Source organism: Ginsengibacter hankyongi (genome assembly GCF_008710285.1).
GTDB classification, from domain to species: domain Bacteria; phylum Bacteroidota; class Bacteroidia; order Chitinophagales; family Chitinophagaceae; genus Ginsengibacter; species Ginsengibacter hankyongi.
The window spans coordinates 1282968-1302253 of record NZ_VYQF01000001.1; the positions used below are offsets into that span (position 1 = coordinate 1282968).

A 19286-nucleotide genomic window follows, 5' to 3' on the forward strand; every position below is an offset into this window, starting at 1 on the left:
GAAAGTGTATGGCCTAAAATTTTAACTAACCCTTATCTTTTATAATTTTAAATAAAAAGGATATTGGTAAAATATTTATTCAACAATTAAATATAATTTAGAATTATGATTTATCCTTCGAAGGGCACTTTATTAATCGCAAATCCTTTTTTGAAGGATCCTAATTTTAGCCGTGCAGTTATTTTCCTTTGCGAACATACTGATGAAGGGAGTTTTGGATTTGCCCTGAATAAAAAATTCCCTAAACCTCTTGAACAACTCATCCCCGATTTAAACCTTAATGATTTTCCGGTATATCAGGGAGGCCCTGTTCAAAAAGACGCGTTACATTTTTTGCACCAGTATCCTGAATTGATAAGCGGCGGTGAAGAGGTTATGGAAAACGTTTTTTGGGGAGGCAATTATGAAAGCCTGCTGGCTAATCTTAAGAATAATGATATAAGCAAGGATCGTATACGCTTTTTTATTGGCTACAGCGGCTGGAGCCAGGGACAACTGGATGCTGAATTGAAAGAAAAAAGTTGGCTAACTGTACAGGCTACACGAAAATTAATTTTTGATACCAGGCCGGAAGATGTCTGGAAACATTCTGTAAAACACCTGGGAGGTGATTACGAAGTAATGGTCAACTTTCCTATTGATCCGCAGTTAAATTAATCAGCGGGGATTAAACGAATTGAGAGAAATTTAATTTTTAATAAAACTGATTTGCTTTATAAAATCTTATTGTTTCCTGCAAGGCTTTTTATACGTTTTATTTGCCGCAAAATTATAATCAATAATAAAAGCCTTTTACGAAGGGAGGGGCCATTACTTATAGCAGCAAACCATCCGAATTCATTTTTAGATGCTATCATATTGGCGTCGTTGTTTAGAAATCCTGTTTATTCTTTGGCGCGGGGAGATGCTTTTGCAGGAAAAATAATTACCAGGATTCTTACATCATTCTATATGCTTCCTGTTTACCGGGTGAGTGAAGGAGTTGAAAACCTGGAAAATAATTATACAACATTCAATGCATGCCATCATATATTTAAAAACAACGGCATTGTTTTAATTTTTAGTGAAGGCAGATGTATTAACGAATGGCATCTTCGACCGCTTAAAAAAGGAACAGCAAGGCTTGCTTTAGCTGCATGGCAGCAGGGCGTGCCACTCGAGGTTTTACCATTGGGAATTAACTACAGCAGCTTCAGAAAATTTGGCAAAACGATGTTTATAAACTTTGGAAACATCATAACAAAAAAACAAATCAATCCAGATTTTTCCGATGGCTTAGCCATCAATCAGTTTAATGAGATTTTGAAAGAACAACTTCAAAACCTGGTTTTTGAAATTGATAAAAATGATAAAGAAAAAGTAAAAAAATATTTTTACATCGATCAGTCATTAATAACAAGAATATTGCTTTTTATACCTTCTTTAATAGGATTTATTTTTCATGCTCCATTATATTTTGCCATTCATTTATCAATAAAAAATAAAGCGAATGATCACTATGATTCCATCATGACCGGGCTGCTTTTTTTTATTTACCCATTTTATATTTTACTTATTACACTCTTAGCCTTCTTTACAATGCACCATTCAATAGCATTTCTTTTATTGATATTAATGCCCCTTTCGGTTTTGGCTTTGTTGCATTTTAGGAGATTTTAAAATAAAAAAACCCTCAGAAAAATGAGGGCTAATTTTTGCAGGTACAAAAAAAACAATTAAGGTGTTGTATGATGTAATGGTGATTTTTCTAATAAAATGCCAACAACTTGCTTTACTAATGATCCGTTCTGGTAAGTTGCACTTCCTGATACCTGTCCATTCCAGATAATAGAAATCCGATTTAACATGGATACGTTTTTCAGGTCAAGCAATTCAAAACTAAGAACGCCTGTGCTCACCTGGTTATTGGTTGTAAAGCTATTGCTGTAAGTTGCATTTGCAAATCCATATAAAGATGGGTTATAGAAAGTCGCGTAGCTGTTCCAATAATTGGTACTATCAATATTTCCATTGGAAGTAGCCGAAATCCTGGAAATATTTAATACCAGGTCAGGATGAGAACTTAGCGGAACCACGGTAAAGCCTCTTGCAGCGAGACTATCTTTAAAAGCCTGAACATAAATGGCCTCGGTGCTTGTAAGTTCTGCAGTATCATTTGTACCTGATACTCCCAGCACTGAATCAGAAACCGCAATAGTGGAATAATTCGAAAGGTCAAGAGATGAATTGTATTGCGTAGTAACCTTTGAAGAGTCTAATGTGGTAGTAGGTGTTTGAACGGTAGTTTCTTTTTTACAGCCAATTATAGTTATGCCAGAAACCAGAATAGCTGCAATAGAAATTTTTAAGAGTGTAATTTTCATAAATTATTTTTTAGGGTTAAGATTTAATTTCTACCTGCGGGGATACATAAGAGATTATTATGCCGCTTTTATAATAAAAAGTTTAAGTTTTCTTAAAAAACCCGGAAGAGATAGATATTAATTAGCCTAAACCTGAAAATTGAGAAGCGTGTAATTGTAGTAAGCAGCAATTAAAATAAAATCTTAAATGAAATGTAGAATTACATACACAAAAAAACCCTGCAGCAAATACAGAGTTCAAAAAATTTTTTTTAGTTTAGGCCTCAGGCCTCTTTTGCCCCTTCAACCAACACGGTAGCCCGGTTATTCAACACTTCCACAAATCCACTTTGAATGGCATAAAATGTATTGGAATTTTTATCTTTTAAGATTTTAAGTTTACCCGCTTTTAATGCGCTTACTATTGGGGCATGCTTTTCGAGTACCTCAAACATTCCATCGATCCCCGGAAGCTGAACACCATAAACATCTCCGCTAAAAATTTTTCTTTCGGGTGTTAAGATTTCTAAATTCATAATTATGTAATTAAGCGCTGGCTGCTTCCATCATTTTTTTACCTTTTGCAATAGCGTCTTCCAGGTTACCTACCAGGTTAAACGCAGCTTCAGGATATTCATCAACTTCTCCATCCATTATAGCATTAAAACCGCGGATGGTATCTTCTATTGAAACCAGCACACCTTTAAGACCTGTAAATTGTTCTGCAACATGAAATGGTTGAGAAAGGAAACGCTGAACTCTTCGTGCACGGCTTACTGTTAGTTTATCTTCATCACTCAATTCATCCAAACCGAGAATAGCAATAATATCCTGCAATTCTTTATACCGCTGCAAAGTAAGTTTAACCCTGTTTGCGCAATTATAATGTTCATCGCCCACAATAGCCGGCGTCAAAATTCTTGAAGTTGAATCCAGGGGATCTACTGCCGGGTAAATTCCTAAATCGGCAATTTTCCTGCTCAATACTGTTGTTGCATCCAGGTGGGCAAAAGTTGTTGCAGGCGCAGGATCCGTTAAATCATCAGCAGGAACATAAACCGCCTGAACTGAGGTAATAGAACCATTACGTGTTGAGGTAATTCTCTCCTGCATCAGTCCCATTTCCGTTGCCAACGTTGGCTGGTAACCTACCGCACTTGGCATCCTTCCCAATAAGGCAGAAACTTCGGAGCCAGCCTGGGTAAAACGGAATATATTATCAACGAAAAATAAAATATCTTTTCCTTTGCCTGTACCGTCACCATCACGGAAATATTCAGCAACAGTAAGTCCGCTTAATGCAACCCTTGCTCTTGCACCGGGCGGCTCATTCATCTGTCCAAACACGAAGGTTGCTTTCGATTCTTTCAATTCTTCCATATTTACTGAATCAAGATCCCAGCCGCCTTCTTCCATACTATGGATAAATTTATCACCATATTTCATAATCCCAGCCTCAATCATTTCACGCATTAAATCATTTCCTTCACGGGTTCTCTCGCCTACTCCTGCAAATACTGAAAGGCCACTATATGCTTTTGCAATATTATTAATTAGTTCCTGTATCAATACCGTTTTACCCACACCGGCACCTCCAAACAGACCAATCTTTCCTCCCTTTGCGTAAGGCTCAATAAGGTCAATAACTTTAATTCCAGTGAATAAAATTTCAGAAGCGGTACTTAAATTTTCAAATAGTGGCGGTTTATTGTGAATCGGGCGTCCATTCACTTTACTTACCTGTGGTAAGCCATCAATAGCGTCGCCAGTTACGTTAAACAGGCGGCCATTTATTTCATCACCGATAGGCATTAATATTGGCGAGCCTAAATCCACAGCTTCAATGCCTCTTTTCAGTCCTTCGGTTCCGTCCATTGCTATGCAACGCACGCTGTCTTCTCCTAAATGCTGCTGTACTTCCAAAATAAGTTTATCACCATTTGGTTTTGTAATTTCCAATGCATGAAAAATTTCGGGAAGTTTGCTGTTATTAGCAAAATGCACGTCCACAACGGCTCCGATTATCTGTTTTATCTTTCCAATATTTGCCATAAATGCTTATTAATTAAGTCCTGTTTCAATTTGGCGGCAAAGGTAAGGAGATACAGTCAAAAAGCAAATAATGTTATAACAATATTTGAGGTTAATTCTCCTTATTTCTTCTTCGTCTATCTTGTAGGTTTTTTGAGCCCACAGTGTTCTGCTTTTTGCAACGATTCTCTTCTCCTCCCATAATTTTGAACCTGATGTGATTTTGTTAAGATGATTGCAACTAAGAAAAATGTAACACGCCTAATTGATAATTAAAACATAACATTCATCCACGATAAACATTGTAAATTCGAGTTTTGAAAATCTGAATCAACATGAGAAATATTGCCTTCTTACTTTTTTATTTTATTTTTTTCGGCTTAATTGCTTCTGCTCAAAAAACACAAACAGAATCTAAAATTACATTGCCAAATGGATGGAGCCTGTCTCCTGCGGGACAGGGCTTTTTATTAGGTGACCTCCCTCTTAATATAGCCGTAAGTAATTCAAAAAAATTAATGGCCGTTACCAACAACGGACAAAGCACACAAAGCATTCAACTGATTGATGTTCCTACAGGAAAAATATTGGATAATATCGTTGTAAAAGAATGCTGGCTAGGACTAAAGTTTAGTGCCGATGAAAAATTTCTGTATGCTTCCGGTGGAAACGATAACTGGATTTTGAAATACGCCATCAGAAATAATAAGCTTCTTTTGAAAGATTCTTTAAAACTTGGTAATAAATGGCCCAATAAAATTTCACCCGCAGGAATTGATATAGATGACAAACAAAATCTTTTGTATGTGGTTACAAAAGACAATAACTCATTATACATTATTGATCTCCGGACAAAAAAAATAAAAGGCCAATATAAACTTGATGGAGAAGCCTACACCTGCTTGTTATCCCCTGACAAAAAAGAATTGTATATCACTTGCTGGGGTTGCGATAAATTATATGTATTTAATACGGCGAGTAAAACATTTACGGGATCTATAGCAACGGGTAGTCACCCGAATGATATTTGCTTAACTAAAAATGGGAAGTTTATTTTCGTTGCCAATGCTAACGATAATTCTGTTTCAATAATTGATTTGACTACAAAAAAAGTAATAGAGACTTTAACTACTTCTTTGTACCCAAATGCACCACAAGGTTCCACAACTAACGGTCTTGCTTTAAGCCCTGATGAAAAAACTTTATACATCGCCAATGCAGATAATAATTGTCTTGCCGTTTTTGATGTAAGTGAACCAGGTGAGAGTAAGTCCGAAGGATTTATTCCTACAGGCTGGTACCCGACTTGTGTAAAAGCAATTGGTAACAAAATTTACGTAACTAACGGTAAGGGCTTTTCGTCTTTCGCTAACCCTGAAGGTCCCAATCCTTATAAGAAGAAGGAAACCATTACATTTAGAAAAGGTGATACTTCCAAAATAAAAACCGTTCAATATATTGGTGGCCTGTTTATTGGAACTATGAGCATCATTGATGTTCCCACCTCAAAACAGTTAGGAGAATATTCCAGGCAGGTATACGATAATACGCCTTACACAAAAGAAAAAGAAACAGTTTCCGTGGGCGAAAAAGGAAATCCAATTCCCGAAAAAGTTGGCGAACCATCGCCTATTAAATATGTATTTTACATCATAAAAGAAAACCGTACCTACGACCAGGTATTGGGAGACATAAAAGAAGGTAATGGCGATTCAAGCCTTGTTTTATTTGGTGAAAAAGTTACACCCAATCAACATAAGCTGGTAAATGATTTCGTATTACTTGATAATTATTATATAGATGCGGAAGTGAGTGCAGATGGGCATAACTGGAGTCTCGGTGGTTATGCAAATGATTACCTGGAAAAAAACTGGGTAACAAGCTATGGTGGACGGGGTGGTACGTATGATGCTGAAGGAACAAGGGAAATCGCTAACAATAAAAACGGATTTATCTGGAATTATTGTAAGCGTGCAGGCATAAGCTACCGCACTTACGGAGAATTTGCGGATGACTATAAACCGAACATTCCTATTTTAAAAGATCATTTTTGCCCGTATTTTACAAGTTGGGATTTGAACGTGAGAGATACCACCAGGGTTGGCCAATGGAAAAAAGATTTCGACTCACTGGTAAGCGTAAACGCTTTACCTCGGCTCAACACATTACGGCTTATTTGCGATCACACAGAAGGTTTAAGAAAAGGAAGGCCAACGCCTTTAGCGCATGTTGCGGACAACGATCTTGCAGTTGGCATGTTTATCGATTACCTTAGCAAAAGTCCTGTTTGGAAAGAAAGCCTTGTAATAATTACTGAAGATGATGCACAGGACGGACCCGATCACGTGGATGCTCACAGGAGCACTGCTTATGTTGTGAGCCCTTATGTGAAGAGGCACTATGTTGACCATACTCCTTACACTACAACAAGCTTATTAAGAACTATTGAATTAGTACTAGGATTACCACCAATGAGTCAGTATGATGCAGCGGCAACTCCTTTGTGGCTTAGCTTTACAGCAACTCCTGATCTCAGCACTTTTGACCATGTACCACCACAAACTGACATCAACCAAATATACATGGCAACCAATAAGCTTACTGAAAAAACTGCTGCGTTTAATTTTTCAAAAGAAGATGAAGTTAATGAGGTTGACTTTAATGAAGTGTTATGGAAAGGAATTAAAGGAATGAATAGCCCCGTACCTTCTCCAAAGAGAGCTGCCTTTATAAACACGAATGATAATGATTGAAAAGATGATTAATGATAGTGATATAAATCGCTAATAATGTTTTTCAGTTCTGCTTCTTCCAGCACAACTCTTTCCGATGCGTTATTAACCCAATGCCATTTAATAAGAGCAATTTTGCCATTGGCGATTTCAATACCTGTAATATCATCATCATTATAGCAACAACAACCGCTATTAAAATAAGAAGGTGTCATTTTATTTCGGGTAACGTTAGCCGTTACCTCCTCATTATAAATCCTGTTGCTTGGATGATTGGAGTACAATCCGGAAGCAAAAACCGGTTTATGAGTATGCCCGGTCACCAACAATAAATCTTTTTTACTGCTGCTCCATTCATACATTATGATGTTATGCCTGTCTCTTAAGATGTAATCTTTTGCCGGTGTATTTACATTTATATCAAGGTACCTTTGCAATAGCCGCCAGATGTGGCTTACCAACCAGGTACTTAAACCATTATTATCACTCATTTTATCACCCTGGTGCCCATGCGTAACAAAGATTGATAAAAATTTATCTTCAACTTTTGTCTTTAAAATCAACCCTTCAAAAACCGGGAGCGGCAGCATAAATATTCCTTTAAACCAAATGTCAACATCAATTTTATTTTCCCAGGTAAGATCGTGGTTGCCAAAAGTTTTAAAATATTTATTTTGCTCATGAAACCGTGCTTCGGATTTTAATGGCGTACTATTTTCTGAAATAACCTCTGCGGGTTTATACTTCCATAATTCTTCGCTGTCTCCAAGATTTATATAATTAAACTCGTTGTTATAATAATAATCAAGCGCCGCTAAATAATTTTTTTCATTTGATGCAAAATCATCTCCATCATCTTTATTGCCTTTATGATGATCGCTAAAGATGATAAATTTATCCTTATTGAAATCCACATTTAGGATAAGTCCGCGCTTGCTTTTCTTTTTATTTAAATCGATTAGCAGTTTGCTTAAAGATTTAAAAACATCTTTTTTATCTGGTGCTGATGCATTTGAAGCAAGCCTAGTTAATAGCGGACGCAATATTTTTTGTAGAAATTGTTTCAACTTAAAAATTGAAAATTAATATTCAATTTCAGCCCCAGTTTTTATCTTATAATTACCTGGTAAAAACTTTTTTAAAAAGGGTATCCTTTGTAATTCTTTTATTTCAACAGTCATTACAAACCACAAATAAAGTAGTAAGAGTATAGTTGCTGATGCAAGATTAATAAAGCTTCCTTTAAAGAAATAAGTAAATGCTTCGTGAATAAAAAACAGAAGCACAACTATCAAAATATAAGCACAGAGTTTTTTCCATGCATAGGGAATACGATATTGTTTTTGCCCCCACAAAAAAGAAATTACCATCATACTTCCATAGCAAAAGAAAGTGGCCCAGGCACAAGCCATATAACTGAAGTAAGGAATAAAGATGTAATTTATGATGAGTGTAATACCCGCACCAATGAGCGTAATATAGGCACCTATTATAGTTTTATGCGTAAGCTTATACCAAATTGATAAGTTATAATAAATTCCAAGAAACATATTAGCCAGGAGCAGGATAGGCACCACTTTAAGCCCCGTCCAGTAGATGTTTAACTTACCCGGCTCCTTGGTTAAAAAATACTTCCAGATATCAAGATACATGGCTACTACAAGAAACATAATGGTAATGGTAATAACAAAAAATTTCATCACCCTTGCATACACCTTTTGCGGGTTTTGGCCTTCGGCCTGTTTAAAGAAAAAAGGCTCTGCACCCATTCGGAAAGCTTGTATGAAAAGAGTGATTAAGATGGATAGCTTGTAACAGGCGGAGTAAATAGCCACCTGGTCTTTAGCGGCAGTTATGTTATCAACAGGCGCAAGCCATGTAAGCATTATTCTGTCAAAAGTCTCATTGATCATCCCTCCAAAACCCACGATAAGCAAGGGCAAAGAATAAACCATCATTGTTGACCAAACCTTTTTATTGAATTTAAATTCAAAGGCGAAAAACTCTTTATGTAAGAGTACCAGGGCGAAAAATGATGCACATAAATTGGCAATAATCACATATCCAACACCATAACCTTTCTTATAAAAAGTAGCGATAAATCCATACGGATTTGCTTTGGCTACGCTGGGGCAAACCGATATCAAAAAATAGGTGATCAGTATCTGCAGAATAATTGTTGAAACTCTTATCAATGCATATTTGCGTGGTCTTTGATCAAGCCGCAACTTTGCAAATGGAAGCGTGGTTAGCGTGTCAAGCCCAATTATTAAAGCCGAATAAGTAATAAATTCCGGGTGATTATCTAATCTTAATAAATGTGCAAACGAAGCACGGGATAAAATTAAAATGGATGTTAGCAAAATCGTACTGCATAAAATGGAGATAGTAGCGGTACTGTAAATATCTTTTTTATAATCTTCTTTCGATGCAAAACGGAAATAAGTGGTTTCTATTCCATAGGTAAAAATCACATTCAAAAAAGGAATAGCGGCATACAGGATGCTCATATCACCATAACCTGTACTCGAAAGCTTGTAAGTGAAATAAGGAGTTAGCAGGTAAAATAAAAACCTTGCTGCAATAGAACTTACGCCATACCAAACTGTTTGTCCCGCTAATTTTTTAATGCTGCTCAAAAATTCTTATGTTTAAAATGGTCAAATTTAATGGTATAATCTTTAACGATAGAGAAGATCGGACATTAAGGTTGTGAAAATCTTTGAATGAAGTATTTGAATGAAAATATTCCCTGGTGAATGATACCGGCGTCTGCAAGCATAAAAGCATCAATTGCCACTAATGTTTTGAAATTTACTCATCATAATTCTTAACTTTTCTTCGCCCTTCTTTAATAATGCCTTTTCCCTTTTTTATTTTAATTCTGGTCGCTTTGGACGCTTTTGTAGGCTTGGTTGGTTTTCTAACTTTTCTTTTAACAAGGGCCTTGTTTATTAAACTGTTTATTTTCTTTATCACATTTTCTTTATTGCCCAACTGCGACCTGTCGGTGCTGCTTTTTACCAATAAATAACCGCCTCCTGTTATTTTATTGGCAAGCTTTTCGAGAATTAAAGTTTTTTGTTCCTCATTTAAAATAGCAGATGAATTAATATGAAACCATCCTTCTACCATCGTTTCCACTTTATTTACATTTTGGCCGCCTTTTCCCCCGCTACGGGCCGTTTTAAATGCTATTTCTTTTAAAACATTTACCATGCTTAAAATTACAAAATTTAAAAGAAGGCAGCCTCTATCTGAACGTTACAAAGAATTAATACGTAATTTGTTAAACGTTAATTTTTATAAGAACAAAAAATTTGACATTTTTGCACTTAACCGTCCGTAAATGAAGTTAAAAGGTATATACAGCTCCCTTTGTGAAAGAAAAAATTCAGGCAAAAAATCGTTTGCAGTTTTAATTGATCCCGACAAGGTAGATAATGAAAAGATGCACCAGTTAATCGGGTTGGGTAAAGCTGCGGGTATTGATTATTTTTTGGTGGGCGGAAGCCTTGTAGTATCTAATTATATTGATGAATGTATTGGGCTTATAAAGCAACATTCCTCTATTCCCGTAATACTTTTCCCAGGCAGCCCTAACCAGGTTTCAAAAAAAGCAGATGCTTTACTATATCTTTCACTAATAAGCGGCCGCAATGCAGATTTATTGATAGGCCAGCATGTTATAAGCGCCCCTGTAATAAAGCAAAGCGGACTGGAAATAATGAGCACCGGTTATATGGTAATTGATGGTGGTGCTCCTACTACCGTTTCTTATATATCTAATGCAAGCCCGCTCCCTGCTGACAAAAATGAAATAGCCATGTGTACTGCAATGGCGGGAGAAATGCTGGGCATGAAATTAATTTATATGGATGCAGGCAGCGGCGCAAAAAGAGCTATTACGGAAAGTATGATAGAACAAGTCTCCGGATGTATTTCTGTTCCCTTAATAATTGGCGGCGGCATTACTGACCCTGAAAAAGCTTACCTTAATTGTAAAGCCGGTGCCGACGTAATTGTAGTGGGCAATGCAATTGAAAAGGATGAAAATCTTATTATGGAAATTTCTTCCGCTGTCCATTCAGTACCCGTAAAAGTTTGAGAAAACTCTCTAAACGTTCTAAACTTTCCACAACCATTATAAGAAAGAGTTTGATGATGCCCCAGAAGGCCAGGCGATCGTCCTGAAACAACTCTGAAAACGGCCAAATCATCTGCGCACTTTAAAATCCTGGTTACTTACCGGCGGCGCAGTCGGTATAGTAATAATATTAAATTCAAAATTATTGGCGCTATGGCAGCTATTGCAGGAGGCCGTTAAGAGTTGAAATCCTGATTTGAATTGAATTAAATTTTTATGGCCGATGGCAGCGTTAATACTATCAATTGCAGGATACATCATGGGGATCATTTTAACTTCGGGTCTGCTGGTTTCTACCATTCTTGCCTGCTCAAATCTTTCCTTAAGTTCATCAATTTCATATTGTGCAAGTTTCCAGTTGTCATTAATTCCGGCATACCACAGTTTTGCGTGATGCATCTGGATACCACCCATGATTTCACCAAGACCTGGGGCATATTTTTCCATTATTGTATTGAGGCTGTCATTATTTGAAATGGCTTCATCTTTTTTAGTTGAAGCGTGAGAACAGGATATGAATAAGAAAACAGTAAAAAACAGGGAGTATGGTTTCATGATAAATAATTTTCCTGTAATCTTTCTTTGAAAAAAAATCCAAAACTTCGAGCAGTCTATAAACTCATCATCTCTTTAAACTTCACCGCCTGCCTCCTGCTCACTTCAATTTTTTCACCACCCACTAAATCGAGCAAAAGACCCCCATTAAAATAGGGTTCAATTTTGTCAATCATCCTTAAATTAATAATATGCTTTCTATTGGCCCTGAAAAATACTTTATCATCGAGCCGCTCCTCCAAAGCGTTTAGAGATTTCAAAATAAGGGGTTTATTATTTCCAAAGAAAACTTTTGCATAATTGCCCACGCTTTCGAAAAGTCTTACATCCGATAGCCTCACAAACCAACAACGCTCGCCATCTTTTACAAATACCTGGTCGTTCTCATGCAACATGCCGCGGTTATTGTACGAGAGCATTTCTTCTTCATCTTTTTGCTTCACTTTTAATAACGCGTCGGCCAGTCTTTTGGGCTCCACGGGTTTCATTAAATAATCCAAAGCATTTACTTCAAATGCCTTTAAAGCGTATTCATCATAAGCAGTTACAAAAATTACATGCGGTGCTCTTTCAATTTGCGTAAGCATATCAAAACCCGATTTTCCCGGCATCTGTATATCAAGAAATACCAGGTCGGGGTTAAGGCTTTCAATTTTTTCAATTCCTTCGTTTGCATTAGCTGCTTCACCTATTACTTCTACATCAGGAAATTCCTGTAATAATTTTTTTAACTCATTCCTGGCAAGACGCTCATCATCAATAATGATTGCTTTTTGCATAGTTTTAAAGATTTATAATATTGAAAGAAATTTTCTCAACAGCAAAGTAAACAGATTTTGCTTTCGAAGGAAGTTTTAGTTTTAAAAAAAGAATTAAAAAGATACTGGCATTACTATCCGGGCCTGCACTTCGCTGCCATTGATCTTTGTAATTTGAAAGTCGGCTTTGCCCTGGAACAAAAATTTCAGCCGGTCGCGTGTACTTTTTAACCCAAAGCCTTCAGGAACAAATTCATCGCTAAGCGTCCCGGTATTTTGTACAATTAGCTCAAAATGGTGATCAGTAAATTTGGATGTTACCCGAACAACACCGCCTTTAATTTTTTTGCTAATCCCGTGCTTAATGGCATTCTCAACAAGCGTTTGCAACATCATGGGAGGTACGGGTTGCTCCAATGTATCTTCATCAATATCCATCTCTATTTTTAATCTTTCCTCAAACCTCATATGTTCCAATGCAAGATAATCTTTCACTATATCCAGTTCTTTATGCAGGGGAACTGTTTCCATTTTTTCTACCTGCATGCTGCTTCGCAAAATATTGGAGAGCTCCGTAATAGCGGTTCGTGCCCGTTGCGGATTTTCATCCACAAGCGCCCTAATACTGTTTAAAGAATTAAAGATAAAATGTGGATTAATGTGAGATTTGATGGTATTGAGTTCCAGTTCTTTTACTGTTTTTTCAAGACTAATTTTGTCAATCTCGTCCTTACGGTTGCGAACGAGATAATGCCACACCATGTACAGCAGCAGCCATAGGGACACAAATAAAAATGTTAATATAATATCCCACCAAAAACGCCCTTTGTCCTGGTCTTCATATTGCCAGTTTCCCGCGCTGTTTCTATACCAGCCTGTACTTTTCTTTATATTTTGTGCAGCCGTATACCCATCAGATTCTTTTTGCGTATTGCGATAATAATCAGTACCTGAAAGGTTTAACGCTTTTTCTTTTGAAACTGCAGCCTTGAAAGCCTCGCGCTTATCGTATTCTACCAGAGAATAGCCCGTGAGCACAGCAGTGGATTTTGCCCCATAAAAGCTTACAAGCCCGGTAAGCGTAACGCTCAATAAAAATAAAGCTATAACCCGGTTTGAAGGAAATGTAATCCAGTTTAGCTTTTTTAATACATACCTGAGCGTGTGTGTGGCCAAAATATTCCAAAGAAATTCAATTGCCAGTACCGCAAAAAAGATGTTTCTTTTTTCAATTGGCTTAAGGTACATATCATTTGCGTAGAAAAAAACAAAGAATAAAGTGAACGCCGGCCATATTCCCCATCCTAAAACCTGGCACATCCAATAACGCAGGGTTGTTTTACGCATAAGCAAATTTAATTTCTAATTAAGTGTCACAAATACACCTTTTTATTAATGGTGAAATGGATTGGTGAAAGGTTGGCTTTAACCCTTCAATTTAACGTTCTCATAAGGTTAATACTGATTCTCAAAGTAATAAGTATTTTCCAATTCTTGTAATAAATAAGTTTTAGTTTTACAGGGTTGTTAAAGATAACAAATGCCCAATCAAAATTTAAATACGGAAAAAGAAATATTATCACCGGCAGATAAAGAATTTGAGAACAACATTCGCCCGGCGGTAATAGAAGAATTCAGCGGGCAAAGCCAGATAATTGAAAACCTGAGGATCTTTATAAAAGCTGCCAAATTACGCAACGAGGCTTTGGATCATATTCTTTTTCATGGCCCCCCGGGATTGGGGAAAACAACGCTCAGCCGCATTGTAGCCAACGAACTTGAGGTAAACATAAAAGAAACCAGCGGACCGGTTATTGAAAAGCCCGGTGATCTTGCAGGACTCCTAACTAATCTTGAACCACATGATGTGCTGTTTATTGACGAAATTCATCGCCTTAGCAATGTCGTGGAAGAATACCTGTATGCTGCGATGGAAGATTACCGTATTGACATTATGATTGATACCGGCCCTAATGCAAGAAGCGTACAGATAAATCTTAATCCCTTTACTTTAATTGGCGCTACCACCCGCAGCGGGCTTTTAACCGCACCTTTGCTCTCTCGCTTTGGAATAAAATCGAGGTTGGAATATTACAATGCAGAAACGTTACAAAAAATAATTTTACGCTCCTGCTCCATTCTTAATACAAAAATAACTTCAGATGCTGCCAGCGAAATTGCCGGCCGAAGTCGCGGAACGCCGAGGATAGCGAATGGCCTTTTGCGCAGGGTACGGGATTTTGCACAGGTGTTATCCAACGGAGTTATTGACCTTGCAATAACAACACATGCTCTAAAGGCATTAAACGTAGATGAATATGGGCTCGATGAAATGGACAACCGCATTTTAAGTGTTATTATAGAAAAATTTAAAGGCGGCCCTGTAGGCATCACCACCATTGCCACGGCCGTGGGTGAAGAAACGGGAACACTGGAAGAAGTATATGAGCCATTCTTAATCCAGGAAGGGTTTATAATGCGCACCCCACGCGGACGGGAAGCAACTCCTAAAGCATATAAACATTTAGGCAAGCAGCCTTACCACAACACCAGGGGGATGGATCTGTTTAATTCCGGCTTGTAAAATCATAACGGTTCTGAAGCCCTGTTCATGTAAAAACATAGCAAGTCTGTAATAAACTTACCCGTGTGCCCTTAAAATATATTGCGTCTGTCCTGGTACGTTACATCAAATTTATTCCCATTCAAAGTAAGCTTGCTGAATTTACCGTGATCCAGAGTTTTATTTTTTAATTATTGTTTCAGTAAAGTTTCGTAGTCTTCAATAGAGCCTGCCAATGCTTTACAATAAACCATACGCGAACGGTTATACCCTTCGTCAATAAGATAAAGCAGGTAAATATATGTTGGCAAAAAAAATATAAAGTCACAATAACTATCTCCATGTGACAGTCGCGAGGAAGTATCACCAAAGATATATAGAAAGAAAATGTTCCCGAATTCACCAGAAGGTTCCAGCAGCATTACCGTTCATGCAATATCATAGCCCCGTATTATATCATAAAAAAACCCCTCCTTAAAAAAAGAAGGGGTTCATCATTAATCAAAAAGTAGCTTTATTTAGATTTAATATCTACCGTATTCACATCACCACCACCAACTTCACAGTTAGTTTCAATGCGGTCGGAACTGATTCCTTCCTTCTCTGTTAAATAAGATTTAATGGCCTGTGCCCTGTTGTTACAAAGCGCCTGTGATGCTTTGGAAGCGGCAGGATAACCAGTAATAATTATGGAACATGCTGCATTATTTTTCAATTGAGCGGCAACTGTTGCCAGCATTGCTTTTGCATCACTGGTAAGAGCTCTCCTGTTTCCTTTGAAAGAAATACTTGGGAAGTTCAACATGTGACATTTGTCAGAATCTGCCATTACCATGTTCTTGCAACATTCAGGATCAGGGCATTTACCTACACCATCAGCATCTACCGGTTGACATTCAGTTGGAGTAATCAATTGCTTGTCTTTGCAATCCGGAACACCATCACCATCAGTATCTCTTGATACACCATGAGCATCTACAGGACATCCGGCGGGTGTATTTGGTTCTTTATCAAAAATATCAGCAACACCATCACCATCTGTATCAGTTATTCCCAGTTTCAAAGAATCTACTTCTGTCTGAACGTGTGTAATCTGGCTCTGTAAAATATCATTCAACTTAGAAGCAGGATTATCAAACAAGAGTTGTTTCTGTCCTTTTTTGCCAAACGCGAAGTCTACCCCTAAAAAACCATAGGAATATTTATCGCGATGCACATCTGCATGCCAATAAGTACCGTCAAAATTATCATTATCAACTATGTTAGCCCTATATCCCAGGTCAAGATTGATCATTTCTGATAAATTAAATTTCAAACCAATGCCTATTGGAACAAAAAAGCTATGGAGCGCTTTACCGTTATCAAATGCAGTTGAAGTACCTGTTGCCCTATCGGTAGTCGTGGGCTTATATTCCACTACTCCACCACCACCGGTAACATAAGGAACTACTTTGGTTGTAGAATGAAGCCAGTTGATAGTGCCAAATGTATATACGCCGCTCAAAGCAAAAGAATACCCCATTTTTGTTTCAAAAGAAGAAATCGGGCGGTCTGTGGCAGGAAGCCCATTCCAGTAATTCTTGTCATTATTTCCTTTAAGTTTCCCACCAACGAAATCTAACTGGGCACCCAGGCGATGGGTAAACTGATATCTCAGGTTAGCGCCATAGCCAAGATCATATTGTGGCTTTGTAAAATCGTTAGAGCCGCCGGTAATAATTGACGGACGCAGTGCGCCTACATTAATTCCAAGGGAAAATTTCCTGAACCCTTTGGTTCCGGTAAAAGGTGCCTGTGCAAACATCGCTAAGGAGATTAATAATAAGGTTCCCGTTAGAACAGATGTTTTAATAAAATTATTACTCATAATTGTTTGTATTTGATTTATATTAGGGTTATTAATTAATAATAAGGTTGTATAAAGTTTCTAAATAGTTGCCTGTTGCTGAAATTAATTTTTATCCTCCTTCAGGCCCTTTGTTTAATTGCTATAAAAAATGTGCCAAATCCTTTTAAGTTTTTTATTTAATCGAACGTAAAAAAAATTAATCCGGTTCAAAGATAAGATTGATTTCAAATAAAATATAAAAGACTTCTCCATAAATGTTGAAACCAAAGAAATTTTACCTGCAGTTGTCAATTCTCTACAACCACCTGAACCGTTTCTAACTGCTGCTCCGCATCCAATTTTTCGTATATCGAATTTTTACTGATAAATTCCCTCACTATCATTTTCATCTGTTTTACCACGGCCATATTTTTGTTTTGCGTCGCCAGTTCTACCAGGTATTCAATATTATTTATTGTATTGTTTATGCCGGAACTGTTAACGCGGGAGATCATTATTTTTTTGTGATGCGTTGCAATAACCTCCTCGTTTTTATTCAATAATTCTTCATATAATTTTTCCCCCGGCCTTAATCCTGTGAATTCCACCTGGATATCTTTTCCGGGAATTAAACCAGCCAGTTTAATCATTTTATGAGCAAGATCTGTTATCCTCACCGGTTCGCCCATATCAAACACAAATATTTCTCCTCCTTTGCCCATTGTTCCTGCTTCCAACACCAGTGAGCAGGCTTCGGGTATCGTCATGAAATAACGGGTAATATCCGGATGGGTAACAGTTACCGGCCCTCCATTATCTATTTGCTGCTGGAACCTGGGAATTACCGAGCCATTAGAACCCAATACATTTCCGAATCGGGTGGTAATAAATTTGGTAGGCGATTTTTTATAAAAAACCACCTTTTCCTGTACATTGAAACTTTCAGAGACGCTGCTACCGTTATGTTTATGGCTTTTTTGCAATTCACCCAAATACATTTCGGCGACTCTCTTGGTAGCGCCCATTACATTGGTAGGATTAATGGCCTTATCTGTGGAAATGAAAACAAACCTGTCTACCCCGAATTTTATGGAAAGATCGGCTACTATCTTTGTTCCCAGCACATTGTTCATTACGGCTTCACAGGGATGCATTTCCATTAAAGGGACATGTTTATACGCGGCCGCATGGAAAACAAGCTGGGGTTTATAATTCTTAAAAATATTTTCCATAGCATCCCTATGCCTTACGTTGCATACCCGGATGATAATATTTTCGTCCGTGCGGGACAATTGTTGCAACTGGTTTTGTACCTCGTATAAACCCGTTTCGCTGCTATCGCATAAAATCAGTTGTTCCACATGGATGCCCGCCAGTTGTCTCACAATTTCGCTCCCAATGGAACCGGCCGCCCCGGTAATTAATATTCTCTTCCCGGTTAAATATTGCTGCACATTTTCAGGCGCCAGCTTAATGCTTGGCCGGTTCAACAGATCCTCAATCTGCAGGTTCTTGATCTGGTGGGTATTTAAATGTCCGTCTACCCATTTTTGAACGGCAGGAATAACTTTTACGCTGATATTATTGACCAAACAATAATCTACGATTTCATTTTTTACCCCTATTTGCATATCGTCTGATGCGAGGAATAAATATTTAGCGCTACACTTTTTTGCGATGAGTTTCACCTCCTCCCAGGAATAGATTTTGGCATTATCAATTGATTTTCCCCACAGCTTTTCATTATTATCCACAAATGCCAGGACCTTGTACTGATGATTCGGAATGGATTCAATGGCATTTTTTAGCAGTGCACCATTAATGGTTTTTCCATATACTATCACATTTTCAGCCGTAAGTTTTTCCTTGAGGCTCCGGTGATATAATTCTTTTATGAGTATGCGATAAGAAAATATTAAGAAGGATGCTATAAAAAAATAAATGAATAATACAGACATGGGGACAATAAAACTTACTTCGAAAACAGCACCGATGATTATAGAACTCAATAAGAATAAGGAGGAACAGAACACAGCAGAAACGCACCTGAGGCCTTCCTGGGCACTTGATAAACGAATGATGCCTTCATAGGTGCGAAATATTCTGAAGAAAATAATATTCAGCCCCGTTACCACCAAAAGGGGAGTCCAGATTCCTAAATGCTTTATCTTCTCAAAATCCATATTGAAGCGGAGCAGGTAAGCATATAACAGGGAGACGGAACAGATAGTAAGATCTAACAAAAAAATAATCCAACGCGGTACGGTGGGCCTGTTCTTTATAAGTCTGTAAAAAAAGTTCAAGGGGTTTAGTTTGTTCATTAATGTAAT

The 19286-nt window shown here is 37.5% G+C and carries 16 protein-coding genes; 5 read left to right on the forward strand and 11 right to left on the reverse strand.

Going from position 1 to position 19286, the window contains the following annotated elements; genetic code table 11:
* Positions 1–105: 105 nt before the first annotated feature.
* The gene (locus tag FW778_RS05280; protein ID WP_150413557.1) at positions 106–657 is read left to right on the forward strand and encodes a YqgE/AlgH family protein; all 552 of its coding nucleotides are present in this window, start codon (positions 106–108) and stop codon (positions 655–657) included.
* A gap of 51 nt (positions 658–708) precedes the next feature.
* Complete coding sequence (locus FW778_RS05285; protein ID WP_202552078.1) at positions 709–1659, forward strand: 1-acyl-sn-glycerol-3-phosphate acyltransferase; 951 nt, start codon at positions 709–711, stop codon at positions 1657–1659.
* 56 nt (positions 1660–1715) lie between these two features.
* Here FW778_RS05285 and FW778_RS05290 read toward each other — a convergent pair whose 3' ends face one another.
* From FW778_RS05290 to atpD, 3 genes are all read right to left on the reverse strand, one after another.
* A complete protein-coding gene (locus FW778_RS05290; RefSeq protein WP_150413559.1) occupies positions 1716–2363 on the reverse strand; it encodes a DUF4136 domain-containing protein in 648 nt (215 codons plus the stop codon).
* A gap of 263 nt (positions 2364–2626) precedes the next feature.
* Positions 2627–2878: an ATP synthase F1 subunit epsilon gene (atpC, locus tag FW778_RS05295; protein ID WP_150413560.1), complete on the reverse strand. Its 252-nt coding sequence runs from the start codon at positions 2876–2878 to the stop codon at positions 2627–2629.
* 10 nt (positions 2879–2888) lie between these two features.
* Positions 2889–4394, reverse strand: a complete 1506-nt coding sequence (atpD, locus tag FW778_RS05300) for a F0F1 ATP synthase subunit beta (RefSeq protein WP_150413561.1) — start codon at positions 4392–4394, stop codon at positions 2889–2891.
* Positions 4395–4708: 314 nt separating this feature from the next.
* Here atpD and FW778_RS05305 point away from each other — a divergent pair, with 314 nt between their 5' ends.
* Complete coding sequence (locus FW778_RS05305; protein WP_150413562.1) at positions 4709–7126, forward strand: bifunctional YncE family protein/alkaline phosphatase family protein; 2418 nt, start codon at positions 4709–4711, stop codon at positions 7124–7126.
* Between the two features lie 8 nt (positions 7127–7134).
* On the opposite strand, the gene FW778_RS05310 is transcribed toward FW778_RS05305, so the two are convergent.
* The 3 genes from FW778_RS05310 to arfB form a co-directional block, all read right to left on the reverse strand.
* Positions 7135–8172 carry a metallophosphoesterase gene (locus tag FW778_RS05310; RefSeq protein WP_150413563.1) on the reverse strand — a complete coding sequence of 346 codons (1038 nt, stop codon included), beginning with the start codon at positions 8170–8172 and terminating at the stop codon, positions 7135–7137.
* Between the two features lie 15 nt (positions 8173–8187).
* Positions 8188–9744 (reverse strand): lipopolysaccharide biosynthesis protein, encoded by a 1557-nt coding sequence (locus FW778_RS05315; protein WP_150413564.1) that lies wholly within the window; start codon positions 9742–9744, stop codon positions 8188–8190.
* 175 nt (positions 9745–9919) lie between these two features.
* Positions 9920–10324 carry an alternative ribosome rescue aminoacyl-tRNA hydrolase ArfB gene (gene arfB, locus FW778_RS05320; RefSeq protein ID WP_150413565.1) on the reverse strand — a complete coding sequence of 135 codons (405 nt, stop codon included), beginning with the start codon at positions 10322–10324 and terminating at the stop codon, positions 9920–9922.
* Positions 10325–10454: 130 nt separating this feature from the next.
* Between arfB and FW778_RS05325 the strand changes: the two genes are divergently transcribed.
* Entirely contained in the window at positions 10455–11213 is a 759-nt protein-coding gene (locus FW778_RS05325) for a geranylgeranylglyceryl/heptaprenylglyceryl phosphate synthase (protein ID WP_150413566.1), read from the forward strand.
* 108 nt (positions 11214–11321) lie between these two features.
* Here FW778_RS05325 and FW778_RS05330 read toward each other — a convergent pair whose 3' ends face one another.
* The 3 genes from FW778_RS05330 to FW778_RS05340 all read right to left on the reverse strand — a co-directional run bounded on the left by FW778_RS05330 (position 11322) and on the right by FW778_RS05340 (position 13912).
* Entirely contained in the window at positions 11322–11807 is a 486-nt protein-coding gene (locus FW778_RS05330) for a hypothetical protein (protein ID WP_150413567.1), read from the reverse strand.
* 56 nt (positions 11808–11863) lie between these two features.
* The gene (locus tag FW778_RS05335; RefSeq protein ID WP_150413568.1) at positions 11864–12586 is read right to left on the reverse strand and encodes a LytR/AlgR family response regulator transcription factor; all 723 of its coding nucleotides are present in this window, start codon (positions 12584–12586) and stop codon (positions 11864–11866) included.
* Between the two features lie 93 nt (positions 12587–12679).
* The gene (locus FW778_RS05340) at positions 12680–13912 is read right to left on the reverse strand and encodes a sensor histidine kinase (protein ID WP_235906034.1); all 1233 of its coding nucleotides are present in this window, start codon (positions 13910–13912) and stop codon (positions 12680–12682) included.
* A 193-nt stretch (positions 13913–14105) separates the two neighbouring features.
* Here FW778_RS05340 and ruvB point away from each other — a divergent pair, with 193 nt between their 5' ends.
* Positions 14106–15149, forward strand: coding sequence for a Holliday junction branch migration DNA helicase RuvB (gene ruvB / locus FW778_RS05345; RefSeq protein WP_150413569.1), 1044 nt, complete (start codon positions 14106–14108; stop codon positions 15147–15149).
* Between the two features lie 493 nt (positions 15150–15642).
* Here ruvB and FW778_RS05350 read toward each other — a convergent pair whose 3' ends face one another.
* Together FW778_RS05350 and FW778_RS05355 are read right to left on the reverse strand one after the other, a co-directional pair.
* Positions 15643–16995, reverse strand: coding sequence for an OmpA family protein (locus tag FW778_RS05350; protein WP_150413570.1), 1353 nt, complete (start codon positions 16993–16995; stop codon positions 15643–15645).
* Positions 16996–17264: 269 nt separating this feature from the next.
* Positions 17265–19259 (reverse strand): polysaccharide biosynthesis protein, encoded by a 1995-nt coding sequence (locus FW778_RS05355; RefSeq protein ID WP_202552079.1) that lies wholly within the window; start codon positions 19257–19259, stop codon positions 17265–17267.
* Positions 19260–19286: the final 27 nt, after the last annotated feature.

Excerpts from the sequence above, each read along its gene's own strand:
- FW778_RS05290 (WP_150413559.1), bottom strand. The coding sequence starts at position 2,363 with ATGAAAATTACACTCTTAAAAATTTCTATTGCAGCTATTCTGGTTTCT.
- FW778_RS05330 (WP_150413567.1), bottom strand. The coding sequence starts at position 11,807 with ATGAAACCATACTCCCTGTTTTTTACTGTTTTCTTATTCATATCCTGT.
- FW778_RS05325 (WP_150413566.1), top strand. The coding sequence starts at position 10,455 with ATGAAGTTAAAAGGTATATACAGCTCCCTTTGTGAAAGAAAAAATTCA.
- FW778_RS05335 (WP_150413568.1), bottom strand. The coding sequence starts at position 12,586 with ATGCAAAAAGCAATCATTATTGATGATGAGCGTCTTGCCAGGAATGAG.
- FW778_RS05280 (WP_150413557.1), top strand. The coding sequence starts at position 106 with ATGATTTATCCTTCGAAGGGCACTTTATTAATCGCAAATCCTTTTTTG.
- FW778_RS05350 (WP_150413570.1), bottom strand. The coding sequence starts at position 16,995 with ATGAGTAATAATTTTATTAAAACATCTGTTCTAACGGGAACCTTATTA.
- FW778_RS05305 (WP_150413562.1), top strand. The coding sequence starts at position 4,709 with ATGAGAAATATTGCCTTCTTACTTTTTTATTTTATTTTTTTCGGCTTA.
- atpD (WP_150413561.1), bottom strand. The coding sequence starts at position 4,394 with ATGGCAAATATTGGAAAGATAAAACAGATAATCGGAGCCGTTGTGGAC.
- ruvB (WP_150413569.1), top strand. The coding sequence starts at position 14,106 with ATGCCCAATCAAAATTTAAATACGGAAAAAGAAATATTATCACCGGCA.
- atpC (WP_150413560.1), bottom strand. The coding sequence starts at position 2,878 with ATGAATTTAGAAATCTTAACACCCGAAAGAAAAATTTTTAGCGGAGAT.
- FW778_RS05340 (WP_235906034.1), bottom strand. The coding sequence starts at position 13,912 with ATGCGTAAAACAACCCTGCGTTATTGGATGTGCCAGGTTTTAGGATGG.
- arfB (WP_150413565.1), bottom strand. The coding sequence starts at position 10,324 with ATGGTAAATGTTTTAAAAGAAATAGCATTTAAAACGGCCCGTAGCGGG.